Here is a 13,720-nt window from a genome sequence, read left to right as displayed (position 1 = left end):
CTGGTGGTTATCAGGGCAACCGTGACAGCCGCGGGCCCCGTGATGGCCAGCGTGACGGCGGTTACCGCCGGTTCGAGCGCGATGGTCGTGACGGCGACCGGCAGGGCGGGTTCCGGCGTGATGCGGTGCGCCGCGATGATCGCCGCACCGAGCGCGAGGATGGTTCGCGTCGAGGCGACCGCAGCGCGAGCCGTCCCGCCATCGAGGTGCCGGAGATCCCCGAGGAGATCTCGATCGGCCAGCTGGACCGGACGGTCCGTGCGCGTCTGCGCACGCTGAGCAAGGACAACGCCGAGGACGTCGGTCGCCACCTTGTGATGGCGGGCTTCCTCATGGACGTTGACCCTGAGCGCGCCTACAAGCATGCACAGGTGGCGGCGCAGCGCGCCGGTCGCGTCGACGTGGTGCGTGAGGCCGCGGCGCTGACCGCCTACGCGACCGGCCGGTACGCCGAGGCACTGCGGGAACTGCGTACTGTTCGTCGACTGAACGGCTCGCACGAGCACCTGGCGTTGATGGCGGATTGCGAGCGTGGTTTGGGTCGGCCCGAGCGCGCGATCGCGCTCGCGCGTGAACCCGAGGCAGCTCAGCTGGACCCGGCGACGCGACTCGAACTTGAGATCGTGGTTGCCGGGGCGCGCGTGGATATGGGCGACGCCGAGGCTGCACTTGTGGCGCTCGGCCGGCTCGAGACCAAAGATCCTGCCGTGACAGCACGCATCGACGCCGCGCGCGTGGAGGCGCTGCGCGCCGCCGGTCGGGCAGACGAGGCGGACGCTCTCGAGGCGACACTTCCCGTCGCCGCACCCGTGGAGGACCCGTGGGCCGACGAGATCACGTTGTACGACGTCGCCGAGCTCCCCGAGCCGATCGATGAAGTCGCGGAGGGCGAGGACGGTGAGGGCGTCGAGGGCGAAGCATTCGGCGACACGGCGTCCGCCGACGATGCCGACGACCAATCCGATGCCACCGACGACGTGGCGAAGGATAGCGAAGGGGCGACCGCCACGGACGAGGAGCGCGCATGAGCGGGCTGCTTGGCACGGATGTTCCGCTGTTCACGGCTCACGACGCCGCGCTCGTCGACCTCGACGGCGTGGCGTATCGCGGGCCGCACGCGATTCCCACCGCCCCTGCAGGTTTGGCGGCCGCGCGCGAGGCGGGCATGCGCATCGTCTTCGTCACCAATAACGCCAGCAGGGAACCGGGCACGGTTGCTGAGCACCTGACGGAGTTGGGCATGCCGACCGCGACGCACGAGGTGCTCACCGCAGCTCAGGCAGTCGCCCGGATGGTCGCCGAGGAATTGCCCGCCGGCTCGCGGATTTTCGTGGTGGGTGGCCAGGGCCTGCGTACGGCGCTCACCGAGGTCGGTATGACCCTCGTCGATTCTGCCGAGCCCACTCCCGACGCGGTGGTGCAGGGCTTCCACCCCGACGTGTCGTGGAATGACTTCGCGGAGGCCTCGTACGCGATCACTGCGGGCGCTCGCTTCTTCGCCTCCAATCGTGATCTCACCATCCCCAATCACCGTGGCACCGCCCCCGGCAACGGCGCACTCGTCAACGTGGTCGTCACCGCGACCGGCGTGCAGCCCCCGAGCGCGGGAAAGCCCGAGCCGGAGATGTTCCGCCTCGCGGCGCTACAGGCTCAGGCGTCGCGGCCCATGGTCATCGGCGACCGTCTCGACACCGACCTCAAGGGCGGCAATGCCGCTGGCATCCCCGGACTGCTGGTGCTCACGGGAGTTAACGACGGCCGGGACGCGATCCTCGCCACCCCCGACCAGCGTCCCGCGTATATCGGCCGCGACCTCGGTTGCCTCGCCCACCTGCACCCCGCCCCCGCGAAGGTGGGTGACCGCTGGGTAGTGCGTGACGCATCGGCCGTCGTCACTGATGGACGCCTCGAGGTGTCCGGCGATGACGAGCTTGATCGTTTGCGCGCGGCCTGCGCCGCGGCGTGGGAGGCGGCCGATGCCGGTGTCGCCGTGGACCTTGAGGGCGTCACCGACATCGCGGTAGCCTCATGACTATGGGCGAGATCAATGAGCACCGTGAGCCGCTGGGCGAGGTCGAGTACCCCGCCGAGGTGAAGGCCGCACTGCAGGCTGTCACGGAACTCCCCGGGGATCTCGACCAGCAGGCCGAGTTCTTCGAGAAGATTCAGACCTCGCTGTCCAACCGCCTGCGCGACGATCAGTAGATGCGACTGGACCGCGCGCTCGCCGAGCGCGCCTTGGCTCGGTCGCGTTCGCACGCGCAGGAGCTGATCGCGGCCGGCGCCGTCACCGTCAACGGCCGGGCCGCGACTAAGCCGTCGCTCGACGTGGACCATGACGCTGACATCGCCGTGGTGGGCGACGCCGCCAAGTACGTCTCGAGGGCCGCTCACAAGTTGGTCGGCGCGATCGAGCGGTGCGCTCCTACCGGACTGACCATCGCGGGCCGCCGAGCACTTGACGCGGGTGCGTCGACGGGCGGCTTCACGCAGGTGCTGCTCGAACGGGGTGCCGATCACGTGCGCGCCGTGGACGTCGGTCACGACCAACTCGCGGCGGCGGTGCGTGACGACCCGCGTGTGACGGCCGTCGAGGGACTGAACGTCCGCTACCTCACCGGCGAGGACGAGGGCGCGGGCGTCGACCTCGTCGTCTCTGACCTGTCGTTCATCTCGCTGCCGATCGTGATTCCCGCACTCGTCGACTATGCCGCCGACGACGCGGACTTTCTGCTCATGGTCAAGCCACAATTTGAGCTGGGCAGGCGCGCGCTCACGGGGCGCGGCGTGGTGACCGATCCGCGTGACCGCGCTCGTGCCGTCACCGGCGTTGCCGCGGCCATGGAGGCGTCGGGCCTGGTCATCCACGAGGTAGCGCGTAGCGCACTGCCCGGTCCCGAGGGAAATGTGGAGTTCTTCATCTGGGGCTCGGGCGCATGGCAGGCTAGGGGACAGCACCCCGACCGCCGCGGTCGCCCGGTCCTCACCGGCGACGCGCTCACCGCCCGCATCGACGAGGAGGCCCTGACCGGATGAGCCGCACGATCCTGATCGTCTCGAACCCGCACCGAGCACAGACGCTTGAGGCGGGCGCCGAGGTGGCGCGTGCGCTCGAAGACGCGGGCATCTCCGTGTGCACGTCCCTCACGGCCACGATGGCGCACGACGTCGAGGCCGCCATCGTGCTCGGCGGCGACGGCACGATGCTGCACGCCGCCCACCTCACCCACGGCACCGGCATCCCTCTGTTGGGCGTGAACCTGGGCCGCGTCGGCTTCCTCGCGGAGCTGGAACGTGACGACGTGGTCGCCGCCGCCGAGCGACTCGCCAGCGGCGACTACACGATCGAGGAGCGACGCACCCTCAGCGCCACCGTGACGCGGCCGGACGGCTCGAGTGAGTCGGGATGGGCCCTCAATGAGGCAACCCTCGAGCGCGTCAACCGCTTGCGCACCCTTGAGGTGGCGGTGGCCGTCGACTCCAGGCCGCTGTCCTCGTTCGGCTGCGATGGTGTGGTGATATCCACGGCTACCGGGTCCACCGCCCACGCGTTCTCGGCCGGCGGCCCCGTCATCTGGCCCAATGTCGACGCTCTCCTCATGGTGCCGCTCGCGGCACACGCCTTGTTCGCGCGCCCTCTCGTGGTAGGCCCGGATTCCGTGTTCACGCTTGAGGTCGTTGCTACCTCGGAGGCCGACGGCCAGGTGGTCCTCGACGGTGCGCGTTCGCTCGCCATGCCCCCAGGAAGCCGCCTGGAGGTGCGCCGGGGCGAGGAGATCGTCCGACTCGCGCGCATGTCTGCCGCGCCGTTCACGGAGCGACTCGTGCAGAAGTTCAGCCTTCCGACGAACGGATGGCGCGGCGAGCGCGGCCAGATCACTCCCATCGGGCACGAGATCGGTGGCCACGCCTTCGCCACACGGCACGCCCTTCAGGACCTCGTGCCTCCGTTCGACGGCGCTGGGGAGGACGGCTGAGGTGCTGCATGAACTGAGCATCGCCGACCTGGGCGTGATCGAGTCCGCGCGCATCGAACTGGGCCCGGGCCTGACCTGTGTGACCGGAGAAACCGGCGCGGGCAAGACGATGGTGCTGACGGGCCTCGGCCTGATCCTTGGGGCCAAATCGGTGCCCGCGACCGTGCGCGCCGGTGCCGACGAGGCGCTTGCCGAGGCGGTCCTGGACATCCCCGCCGGCTCCGACGCGGCCGCCAGGCTCGACGATGCAGGCGTGCGGCTCGACGACGACGGCACGGTCATCGTCGCGAGGACTGTGGGCGCCACGACGCGTTCGCGCACCGTCGTCGGCGGGCGCACCGTGCCGCAGGCGCTGCTGGCAGATATCGCCGGCGATCTGGTGACCGTGCACGGTCAGTCGGACCAGGTCCGACTGCGCTCGAGCGCCCGTCAGCGCGACACGCTCGACGCTCACGGCGGCCAGCGCCATCAGACCGTCCTCGACGCCTACCGCGACGCCTGGCACACCTGGGTCGAGGCGGCCGGTGCCCTCTCTCGCATGGAGGAAGGGGCCCAGGCTGAGCGCGCCGAGGTGGCACGCCTGCGCGACGACCTTGCTGCCGTCGACGCCCTCGCTCCCGAGCCCGGCGAGGACGGCCGTCTCGAGGCCGAGGTGCGCGTGCTCGAGAACGCCGAGGCGGTGAGGACGGGCGCCGCCGGCGCCCACGAGCTCATCGCGGGCGACCAGGAGCTGACCGTCGTCGCCGCGATCGAGGCGGCACGCCGCGCGCTCGCCGACGCCGCTCGTCACGATGACAGGCTCGCGGAGTACGAGCGTCGCCTCGCCGACTTCTCCTACGGCGCCTCGGACATCGCGACCGAGCTCGCGTCGTATCTAGACGGCCTGGACGCGGATCCTGGCCGGCTCGATGAGGTGCACGGACGCCGCTCCGACCTGGCGGGGCTCATGCGGCGCCTGGGGGTGCCGGACCTTGACGGCGTGCTCGCATACGCCGACAACGCACGGCCGCTAGTGGCCGCCGACGACGACTGGGATGCGACGCTCGAGGCCCGACGGGAGGCCGAACGGCGCGCACGCGCCGCACGCGACGATGCGGCCGATGCCCTCCACACCTCCCGCGCCGCGGTGGCGACGGCACTGGCCGCCAGCGTGGACGGCGAACTGGAGCGCCTGGCCATGGCCGACGCGAAGGTGCGCATCGAGGTCGCGCCCACCGAGCCCGCGGCGCATGGCGCAGACGTTGTGGCGTTCACCTTGGCCTCCCATCCTGGAGCGCCGCACCGGCCCATCGCTGAGGCCGCCTCCGGCGGTGAGCTGTCACGCATCATGCTCGCCATCGAAGTGTCGCTGGCGGCGGCGGGGGACGACGTGCCGCGCACCTTCGTCTTCGACGAGGTCGATGCGGGCGTGGGCGGCAAGGCGGCGATCGCGGTGGGCAACCGGCTCGCGGAACTCGCGCGCACCCACCAGGTGATGGTGGTCACCCACCTCGCTCAGGTCGCATCCTTCGCGGACACCCACGTGGTCGTGCAGAAGACCACCGACGGCGCTGTCACGCGGGCACAGGTCGCGAGGGTCGACGGCGACGCCAGGGTCGAGGAGATCGCGCGGCTGCTGTCCGGCCAGGAGGACTCTTCTACCGCACGCGCCCACGCGCTTGAGCTGTTGGAGGCGTCGCGCGTGGCACGATGAGGCCATGAGTCGCACCGTGTCGAAGGCGGGCGCGAGCGACGGCACCATCGTCGGACCCGTGCGCGTGGACCACACCGTCACCGCCCTCGTGCGTCAACTGCGCAAGGGCGACATCGCTGTGGTCGACGTCATGGACCTCGATCAGCGTTCCGCCGAGGCCCTGGTCTCCGCGCGGCCCGCCGCCGTCGTCAACGCCCGCGAGTCCCTGTCTGGCCGCTATCCCGCGGGAGGTCCGCGCGTCCTGCTGGACGCAGGCATTCCGCTGATTGACGCGGCCGGTCCCGCCGTGATGGACATCAAGGATGGAGCGACGGCCTCGATCGCCGGTGGCCAGATCACCGTCGATGGCGGCGTGGTCGCTACCGGAAATGTCCTCGACGCCGACCGACTCGTCGAGGCGATGCGCGGCGCCGCCGACGGCATGCGCGTGCAGCTCCAGATGTTCACGGCGAACGCGATGGAGCAGGTGCTTCATGAGGGCGACGTGCTCCTCGAGGGCCAGGGGCTGCCGGACATCGGCATGGACCTTACAGGCCGTCAGGTGGTAGTGGTCGCTCCCGGCTACCGCCATCGCGAACAGTTGAAGGAGATTCGTCGCTACCTGGGCGACGTCCGCCCCGTGGTCATCGCCGTCGAGCAAGGGGCCGATGCCGCACTCGACCTAGGCCCGGCCGCCTCCGTGGTCGTCGGAGACCTCGAGGCCGTGGGCGAGGGCGCGCTGCGCGCCGCGCAGCACGCGGTGGTCCATGCGCCGCGCGGCGGCGACGGCGGGGTGGCGCGTGCCGAGGCGCTCGGGATCGACCACAGCAGTGTGGAGTCGACGCTGGCCGCCGTCGACGTGGCGATTCTCATGGCGCATGCCGGCGGCGCCGAGGTGATCGTCACCGTGGGCGTCGACGCGCGCCTCATGGACTTCCTCGAGTCGCCCCAGGGCGACACCGCGGGCACCTTCCTCGCCCGCCTCGCTGCCGGCGGACGGCTCGTGGACGCCACGACGCTCGCGCTGGTCTACCGCCACCGCTTCAGCGCGTGGTCCCTGATCGCCCTCGTCGTGGCCGCGTTCGTCGCGCTCGGCGCCGCCATCTGGGTGACCCCGGGGGGACGCGCCTGGGCCGAGGACGTCTGGAGTGCCCTGACCTCATGGATCGGGGGCTGATGATGAAGGACTTCCGCTATCACGTGGTCTCCCTGACCGCGGTGTTCCTTGCCCTCGCGATCGGCATCGTCATGGGCTCGGGTCCCCTGCGCACCGCGCTCGTGGGCGAACAGGACGAGCGCATCGCTCAACTCGAGGACGACCTCGCCGTCGCGGGAGACGATCTCGCGGCGCAGCGGGACGAGGCCGTCGCTGGTGAGCAATTCGCGGACGAGTCCGCGGCAACCCTGCTACCGGGGTCGCTCGACGGGGTGTCCACGGCCGTCCTGACGGTCGCGCAGCCTCGCGACGACGACGTCACCGCGATGAGCGAGCGACTCGTGCAGGCGGGATCCACCATCGCCGGCGAGATCACCATCGGCGCCGCGTGGACCGATCCCGATCAGGCCGCCTTCCGCAACTCCCTCGCGTCGACGCTCGCCCCCGATCTCGTCGGAGTCGACACCGACGCCGCTCCCACCACCGTGCTCGCGCACGCCCTGGCGCAGGCCCTCATGCCGGGAGCCGGCCCCGCGGCCGGCGACGATGAGGACTCCGCTGAGCGCGCGCGCCTGCTGATGGAACTGCTCACGGAGGCCGAGATGGTCTCGGGCACCGTGGCGGGCGACGTCGATGCCGTCGTCATGGCCGCGGGACCGGGCGACAACGCCGACGACGTCTCGACGGCATCGGCCGCCTACGCGGATCTGTCCGGGGTGCTCGCCGAGTACGCACAGGGCGTCGTCGTCTCCTCCGGTATCGACGCCGACGGCGACGTGCCGAGCGCCGTACAAAACTCGCCCACCGCATCGGCCCTGGTGACGACGGTGGTCACGGGGCTCGACTATTACGGGCGCATCACCACACCGCTCGCGCTCGCGCAGAACATTGGGGGAGAGGTGGCCGGCTTCGGACCGGGCGACGGGCGGCGCATGCTGCCGTAGTGGGGGGGTGTCGGGGCGCGCGCGGGGTCCGTTCGGTGTTAGAGTTGAAGCCCGTGGAGCGAACTCGAATCTCGTCCGGCACGGACCACGTCACACGGCACATCTTCGTCACCGGAGGCGTCGTCTCGTCTCTCGGTAAGGGCCTCAGCGCTTCGTCGCTGGGCCGCCTTCTGCGCTCACGCGGCCTCCGCGTCACGATGCAGAAGCTCGACCCGTATCTCAATGTGGACCCGGGCACTATGAACCCGTTCCAGCACGGCGAGGTCTTCGTGACCGACGACGGCGCGGAGACGGACCTCGACATCGGCCACTACGAGCGCTTCCTCGACGTCCAGCTGGGCGCCTCGTCGAACGTGACGACTGGCCAGGTGTACTCGCAGGTCATCGCGAAGGAACGCCGCGGCGAGTACCTGGGAGACACCGTCCAGGTCATCCCGCACATCACCGACGAGATCAAGCGCCGCATGCGCGATCAGGCCGGCCCCGACTGCGACGTCATCATCACCGAGGTGGGCGGCACCGTCGGCGACATCGAGTCGCAGCCGTTCCTGGAGGCCGCGCGCCAGGTGCGCCACGATGTGGGTCGCGACCACGTGTTCTTCCTGCACATCTCGCTCGTGCCGTACATCGGCCCCTCGGGCGAGCAGAAGACCAAGCCCACCCAGCACTCCGTGGCCGCGCTGCGGTCGATCGGTATCCAGCCCGACGCGCTCGTGCTGCGCTCGGACCGCGAGGTGCCCGCGTCGGTCAAGGCGAAGGTGGCACTCATGTGTGACGTCGAGCCCGAGGCCGTCGTCAATGCCGTGGACGCGCCGTCGATCTACGACATCCCCAAGGTGCTGCACTCCGAGGGTCTCGACGCCTACGTGGTGCGCCGCCTGAACCTGCCGTTCCACGATGTCGAGTGGGGCGCGTGGGACGACCTGCTCACCCGCGTGCACAAGCCCAAGGACGAGGTCGAGGTCGCGCTCGTCGGCAAGTACATCGACCTGCCCGACGCCTACCTGTCGGTGTCCGAGGCGCTGCGCGCCGGCGGCTTCCACCACAAGACGCGCGTCAAGCTGCGTTGGGTCGCCTCCGACACGTGCCAGAGCCCCGAGGACGCCGAGCGCGCCCTGGGTGGCGTGGACGCCGTGCTGGTGCCCGGTGGCTTCGGTGTGCGCGGCGTCGACGGCAAGATCGGCGCCCTGCGCTGGGCGCGCGAGAACAAGGTCCCCACGCTCGGCATCTGCCTCGGGCTCCAGACCATGGTGATGGAGTACGCCCGCAACGTGGTGGGCCTCGAGGGCGCCTCGAGTTCCGAGTTCGACCCGAACACCCCGCACCCCGTCGTTGCGACGATGGAGGAGCAGCTCGCGATCGTGGACGGTCAGGGAGACCTGGGTGGCACCATGCGTCTGGGCGAGTACCAGGCGGTGCTCAAGGAGGGCTCCGTGGCGGCCGACACCTACGGCGCGACCACCGTGGGCGAGCGTCACCGTCACCGCTACGAGGTCAACAACAAGTACCGCGCGCAGCTGGAGGAGGCCGGCCTGGTGGTCTCGGGCGAGTCGCCCGACCGCGAGCTGGTCGAGTTCGTCGAGCTGCCTCGCGATGTGCACCCGTACTACATCTCCACGCAGGCTCACCCCGAGTTCCTGTCGCGCCCGACCAAGGCCCACCCGCTTTTCGCGGGCCTCGTGGGCGCGGCCCTCGAGCGCCAGCGCGGCGCCGAGGCCCCGGCCCCGGTCGCGACGGCGTAAGTCTGCATGTCACTCGCCGACGTCCCCGGGCCTCGCCGCGTCGCCGCCACGCACGAGCGGTTCGCCGGCAAGGTCTGGGACGTCGCGAGCGACGAGGTCGACCTGGGCGGCGACCGCGTCGTCACACGCGACTATGTGCGTCACACGGGCGCGGTAGTCATCGTCGCTCTCGACAACGATGGCCGCGTCTACCTGGTGCGTCAGTACCGCCACCCGGTGGGCGCCGAGTGCTGGGAGCCGCCCGCCGGCCTGCTCGACATGGCGGGGGAGAGCCCCGTCGATGCCGCCGCGCGCGAGCTGCACGAGGAGGCCGACCTCACCGCCGCCACGTGGCACACCCTCGTGGACTATTACCCGTCGGGAGGCGGCAGCTCCGAGTCGGTGCGAGTCTTCCTCGCTCGCGACCTCGCTCCCGTCCCCGAGGACGAGCGTCACACGCGCGAGGACGAGGAGGCCGACATGGTCGGGGCGTGGGTGCCGTTGGCCGATGCCGTCCAGGCCGTCCTCGACGGTCGCGTCCACGCGTCGTCGGCCGTCGCGGGGCTCTTGGCCGCCGACCGCGCCTCACGCGACGGCTTCGCGTCGCTGCGTCCGGCCGATGCGCCGTGGCAGCGTCCGGAGGCGACGCGCCTCACCCGCACGCCGTGATCTGCACATCGTGACCGGACGTCTCGGGAGCCGCGGCGCCTGGGCGGGCCTTACGGGAGCCATTGTCGCCGTGGGTGCACTCGAGGCCCTCGTGGTGCATCTCATCGCGGTGCGGTTCGTCCCCGGCGTGGCGCCGGCGATCGACCTCGCGCTCGGCGCCGTGACGGCCGGGGTTTGTCTCGCCATCGCGTCGCCCCTGTGGTCACGGGTCCGCGTCCGTGGACCGATGCTGAGGGTCCGCTTCGGTTGGCTTGCGCGCACGGATGTGCCGCTGTCCGACATTGTCGACGTCGCCGTCGTGGCGGGAGCCGCCGTGCCCGAGCAGGGCATCGCGGTGGCCGACGGTGTGCTGTCGCTGATCCTCGACCCGGAGGGCGAGGCCGTACGTCTCACCCTCGCCGCCCCGGTCGCCGCCCGCTTTCAGGTGGTAAGAGCGGTCAGCGTCCACACGCTCGTTATCGGTATGGCCGATGCCGCACAGACACGCGCGGCCATCGCTCAGGAGGCCAGGGACGCCGCGAGCGGTCGCGACGTCACGAACTGACGACGTCGGGGGAGAAACCCGCCTCACGCAGTGCGTCGAGCACCTCGCCTTGGTGGTTGGGCCCGCGCGTCTCGACGCTGATCTGCAGCACCACGTCGGTGACGGTGAGCCCCAGGTCGTGGCGGGTGTGCAGCACCTCGATGACGTTGGCGCCCACGCGCGCCAGCAGGTCGCTGACCTGTGCAAGCTGGCCGGGGCGGTCCGGCAGCGGGATGCGCAGCGTCATGTAGCGCCCCGAGGCGACGAGGCCCTGACCGACGATGCGCTGCAGCAGGAGCGGGTCGATGTTGCCGCCCGAGAGCAGGGCGACGGTCGGGCCCGTCGGCGTCACCAGGCCCGCGAGGATGGCCGCGACCGCGACGGCGCCGGCGGGCTCGACCACCAGCTTGGTGCGCTCGAGGATGGTCAGCACGGCGCGCGCAATGTCGTCCTCGTCTACGGTGACGAATTCGTCGACCAGGTCGCGGATGAGCGGGAACGTATGGGCTCCCGGGCGGGCCACGGCGATGCCGTCGGCGATCGTCGCGCCACGCGCGACGGCGACCGGGTGGCCAGCAGTGAGGGAGGCCGGGTAGGAGGCGGAGGCGGAGGCCTGCACCCCGATGACGCGCACCTGGCGTCCCTGGGCGGCGGCCGTTTCCTTGATTGCGACCGCGATCCCGGCGATGAGCCCGCCGCCGCCGACCGGCACTATCACCGTCTGCACGGCGGGGACGTCGGCCATGATCTCGAGGCCGATGGTGCCCTGGCCGGCGATGACGTCGGCATGGTCGAACGGGTGAATCATGACGGCGCCGGTGCGCTCGGCGTGCGCGAGGGCGAGTTCGAGGCAGTCGTCGACCGTGGCACCGTCGGTGATGACGGTGGCGCCGTAGCCCTTGGTTGCGAGGAGCTTGGGCACGGGGGCGCCAAGAGGCATGTAGATCGTCGCCTCGATGCCGAGCTGCTTGGCGGCGAAGGCGACACCCTGCGCGTGATTGCCTGCGGATGCCGCGACGACGCCGCGGGCGCGCTCCTCGGGCGACAGCCTCGACAGCCGGTAGGTCGCCCCGCGCAGCTTGAACGACCCGGTGCGCTGGAGATTCTCCAGCTTCATGTACGTCGGCACGCCCGTGAGGTCGCTGAGGTAGGACGCGTGGTCGATGGGCGTGTGCTGGGCGACACCCGTGAGGGCCGCAGCGGCGGCCTCGATGTGGGCGAGGGTGACCTCGTGATCGTTCATGCGCGCCTATCCGTCTTGAGGAGGTAATGGCTCGCGGAATGCGCCGCGGCGAAGGCTCCGAGGCCGACGAGGTGGAGCGCGACGAGGACCTCCGGCAGACCGGTGAAGTACTGCACGTAGCCGATGAGTCCTTGAGCGAGCGTGACGACCGCGAGCGCCACCCAGGCCTTGCGGACCTCGTCACGCTCGCCGACGGAACGGTCGCGGCGCACGCGCCACACGAGCGCGGCGAACAAGGCGATGAAGAGCCATACGGAGGCGGCGTGGGCGCGGGCGATGAGTTCGGGGTCAAGGGCGAGGCGCTCCGTAGCCTCGGCGTCGCCCGAGTGCGGGCCGGCGCCAGTGGTCAGCGCGCCCAGGAACAGGACCACGGCGACGTCGAGAGCGATCACGCGCTGGTGCCAGATGACGGAGCGGCCGGCGCGGCGCGGCGCCCGGCGGTATTCGAGGGCGAGCCACACCGAGAACCACACGAGCGCGGTCGACAGCAGGAGGTGCGGCGCGACGACGAGCGGGTGCAGTTCGACCAGCACGGTAATGCCACCGACGACGGCCTGCAGGATGATGCCGATGCCCGGGACGAGCGCCCACCACTTGAGGTCGGGACGCGAGCGCCACACGCCGATCGCGAGGCCGAGCGCCACGATCGCGAGCACGAAGGTGAGCGTGCGGTTGCCGAACTCGACGGCGGGGTGGAACCACTGCTCGGGGTGGAACTCGGGGGTGAAGCTTCCCGGCTCGCACTGCGGCCACGTCGAGCACCCCAGCCCCGAGCCGGTGAGGCGCACCACGCCGCCGGTGACGATGATGCCGGCCTGCGTGAAGATATTCGCGATGGTGAAGCCGCGCGCGTGGCGCGTGATCCAGTCCAGGACGGCGGTCAGGGCACGCCGCAGGGCGGCAAGGAGGCGGTTGAGCACCGCTCCATCGTAATTGGCGCGGGGCCGATGCCGTGGCCTCCCTGGGGAACGTCGGCTCCCGTGCTGTGCGTTGTACCAGGACGGTCCCTCAAAGGGTGACCGAGCGAGTCTGGCCAGCCACGGCATCGGCCATTTTCGCAACACTCAGGTAAGGCTTCCCTTGCTTGCACGGAAGTATTTGAGCAACAACAATGTTTCCTGAAACGGCTGGGCTCTGCCCACCCCCAGCGGAAGGAGAGTGTCGTGGCATCTGACACCACTCGTGACCGCGTCCTTGGCCTCATCGCCTCGGCCGGTCCCATCACCGCGGCATGGCTCGCCGAGGAACTCGGGGTGACGCCCGCGGGCGTGCGCCGCCACCTCGGCGCGCTCGTCGACGACGGACTTATCGCAGAACAGGATCAGCCGGGCACGCACGTGCGTGGGCGCGGACGTCCCGCGAAGTCGTATGTGGCCACGACGGAGGGTCAGCGCTCACTCACGACCGCTTACTCCGCCGTTGCGGTGGACGCCGTCTCCTTCATGCGCGAGCACGGCCAGCTCGACGAGTTCGTCGAGGCCAAGTTGGCCGAGCTGGAGAACTCGGTGAAGGATGCCGTGCCGTCTGAGGCGCCCATGGGTGAGCGTGTGGAGGCCCTCGCCTCGGCGCTTGCCGATCAGGGCTACGCCACCTCGGTGCGCCCCGGACCCGGCGGCTACACCGTTCAGCTGTGCCAGGGCCACTGCCCGGTCCAATCCATCGCCGAGTCGGCGCCCGAGTGGTGCGAGGCCGAAACTCGCGTCTTCTCCCGCGTCCTCGACGTCCACGTCCAGCGCCTGTCGACCCTGGCAGGCGGAGCACACGTGTGCACCACGACCATCCCCGTCGCACTTGCGGCACCCAAGGAAGGATGAC

The 13,720-nt window shown here is 70.6% G+C and carries 14 protein-coding genes; 12 read left to right on the top strand and 2 right to left on the bottom strand.

Features of this window, described 5'->3' with window-relative positions:
- The 11 genes from B7K24_RS08130 to B7K24_RS08085 form a co-directional block, all read left to right on the top strand.
- Positions 1 to 1,028 (top strand): hypothetical protein (locus B7K24_RS08130; protein WP_234986628.1); only part of this gene is annotated, 1,028 nt, incomplete at its 5' end.
- On the top strand, positions 1,025 to 2,032 hold the full coding sequence (locus tag B7K24_RS08125; protein ID WP_084129829.1) for an HAD-IIA family hydrolase: 1,008 nt from the start codon (positions 1,025 to 1,027) through the stop codon (positions 2,030 to 2,032). The genes B7K24_RS08130 and B7K24_RS08125, both read left to right, overlap by 4 nt.
- Positions 2,033 to 2,034: 2 nt before the next feature.
- A complete protein-coding gene (locus B7K24_RS13455) occupies positions 2,035 to 2,205 on the top strand; it encodes a hypothetical protein (RefSeq protein ID WP_159449190.1) in 171 nt (56 codons plus the stop codon).
- On the top strand, positions 2,206 to 3,036 hold the full coding sequence (locus B7K24_RS08120; RefSeq protein WP_084129828.1) for a TlyA family RNA methyltransferase: 831 nt from the start codon (positions 2,206 to 2,208) through the stop codon (positions 3,034 to 3,036).
- Positions 3,033 to 3,977, top strand: a complete 945-nt coding sequence (locus B7K24_RS08115; RefSeq protein ID WP_084129827.1) for an NAD kinase — start codon at positions 3,033 to 3,035, stop codon at positions 3,975 to 3,977. Before B7K24_RS08120 ends, B7K24_RS08115 begins: the two co-directional genes overlap by 4 nt.
- Before the next feature lies 1 nt (position 3,978).
- Positions 3,979 to 5,670, top strand: coding sequence for a DNA repair protein RecN (recN, locus tag B7K24_RS08110; protein WP_084129826.1), 1,692 nt, complete (start codon positions 3,979 to 3,981; stop codon positions 5,668 to 5,670).
- 4 nt (positions 5,671 to 5,674) lie between these two features.
- Positions 5,675 to 6,826: a putative cytokinetic ring protein SteA gene (gene steA, locus B7K24_RS08105; protein ID WP_084129825.1), complete on the top strand. Its 1,152-nt coding sequence runs from the start codon at positions 5,675 to 5,677 to the stop codon at positions 6,824 to 6,826.
- Entirely contained in the window at positions 6,811 to 7,749 is a 939-nt protein-coding gene (locus tag B7K24_RS08100; protein ID WP_084129824.1) for a copper transporter, read from the top strand. The genes steA and B7K24_RS08100 overlap by 16 nt, the downstream gene beginning before the upstream one ends.
- Positions 7,750 to 7,802: 53 nt before the next feature.
- A complete protein-coding gene (locus tag B7K24_RS08095; RefSeq protein ID WP_084129823.1) occupies positions 7,803 to 9,491 on the top strand; it encodes a CTP synthase in 1,689 nt (562 codons plus the stop codon).
- 6 nt (positions 9,492 to 9,497) lie between these two features.
- Positions 9,498 to 10,139 carry an NUDIX hydrolase gene (locus B7K24_RS08090; protein WP_084129822.1) on the top strand — a complete coding sequence of 214 codons (642 nt, stop codon included), beginning with the start codon at positions 9,498 to 9,500 and terminating at the stop codon, positions 10,137 to 10,139.
- Between the two features lie 10 nt (positions 10,140 to 10,149).
- Positions 10,150 to 10,683, top strand: a complete 534-nt coding sequence (locus B7K24_RS08085; RefSeq protein WP_084129821.1) for a hypothetical protein — start codon at positions 10,150 to 10,152, stop codon at positions 10,681 to 10,683.
- On the opposite strand, the gene ilvA is transcribed toward B7K24_RS08085, so the two are convergent.
- Together ilvA and B7K24_RS08075 are read right to left on the bottom strand one after the other, a co-directional pair.
- On the bottom strand, positions 10,673 to 11,905 hold the full coding sequence (gene ilvA, locus B7K24_RS08080) for a threonine ammonia-lyase (protein ID WP_084129820.1): 1,233 nt from the start codon (positions 11,903 to 11,905) through the stop codon (positions 10,673 to 10,675). The two genes, B7K24_RS08085 and ilvA, sit on opposite strands and share 11 nt — an antisense overlap.
- Entirely contained in the window at positions 11,902 to 12,825 is a 924-nt protein-coding gene (locus B7K24_RS08075) for a heme A synthase (protein ID WP_159449189.1), read from the bottom strand. Before B7K24_RS08075 ends, ilvA begins: the two co-directional genes overlap by 4 nt.
- Before the next feature lie 243 nt (positions 12,826 to 13,068).
- On the opposite strand from B7K24_RS08075, the gene B7K24_RS08070 reads away from it, so the two are divergent.
- On the top strand, positions 13,069 to 13,719 hold the full coding sequence (locus B7K24_RS08070) for a metalloregulator ArsR/SmtB family transcription factor (RefSeq protein WP_084129818.1): 651 nt from the start codon (positions 13,069 to 13,071) through the stop codon (positions 13,717 to 13,719).
- The last annotated feature ends 1 nt before the right edge of the window (position 13,720 follow it).

Origin of the sequence: Demequina sp. NBRC 110055 (assembly GCF_002090135.1) — a bacterium.
GTDB lineage: Bacteria > Actinomycetota > Actinomycetes > Actinomycetales > Demequinaceae > Demequina.
The sequence above is the reverse complement of the archived record's forward strand: the minus strand, read 5'-3'. Positions and strand labels throughout refer to the sequence as shown.

Coding starts and splice junctions, on each gene's coding strand:
- B7K24_RS08100 (WP_084129824.1), top strand. CDS start 6,811: ATGGATCGGGGGCTGATGATGAAGGACTTCCGCTATCACGTGGTCTCC.
- B7K24_RS08125 (WP_084129829.1), top strand. CDS start 1,025: ATGAGCGGGCTGCTTGGCACGGATGTTCCGCTGTTCACGGCTCACGAC.
- ilvA (WP_084129820.1), bottom strand. CDS start 11,905: ATGAACGATCACGAGGTCACCCTCGCCCACATCGAGGCCGCCGCTGCG.
- B7K24_RS08090 (WP_084129822.1), top strand. CDS start 9,498: ATGTCACTCGCCGACGTCCCCGGGCCTCGCCGCGTCGCCGCCACGCAC.
- B7K24_RS08120 (WP_084129828.1), top strand. CDS start 2,206: ATGCGACTGGACCGCGCGCTCGCCGAGCGCGCCTTGGCTCGGTCGCGT.
- steA (WP_084129825.1), top strand. CDS start 5,675: ATGAGTCGCACCGTGTCGAAGGCGGGCGCGAGCGACGGCACCATCGTC.
- B7K24_RS08115 (WP_084129827.1), top strand. CDS start 3,033: ATGAGCCGCACGATCCTGATCGTCTCGAACCCGCACCGAGCACAGACG.
- B7K24_RS13455 (WP_159449190.1), top strand. CDS start 2,035: ATGGGCGAGATCAATGAGCACCGTGAGCCGCTGGGCGAGGTCGAGTAC.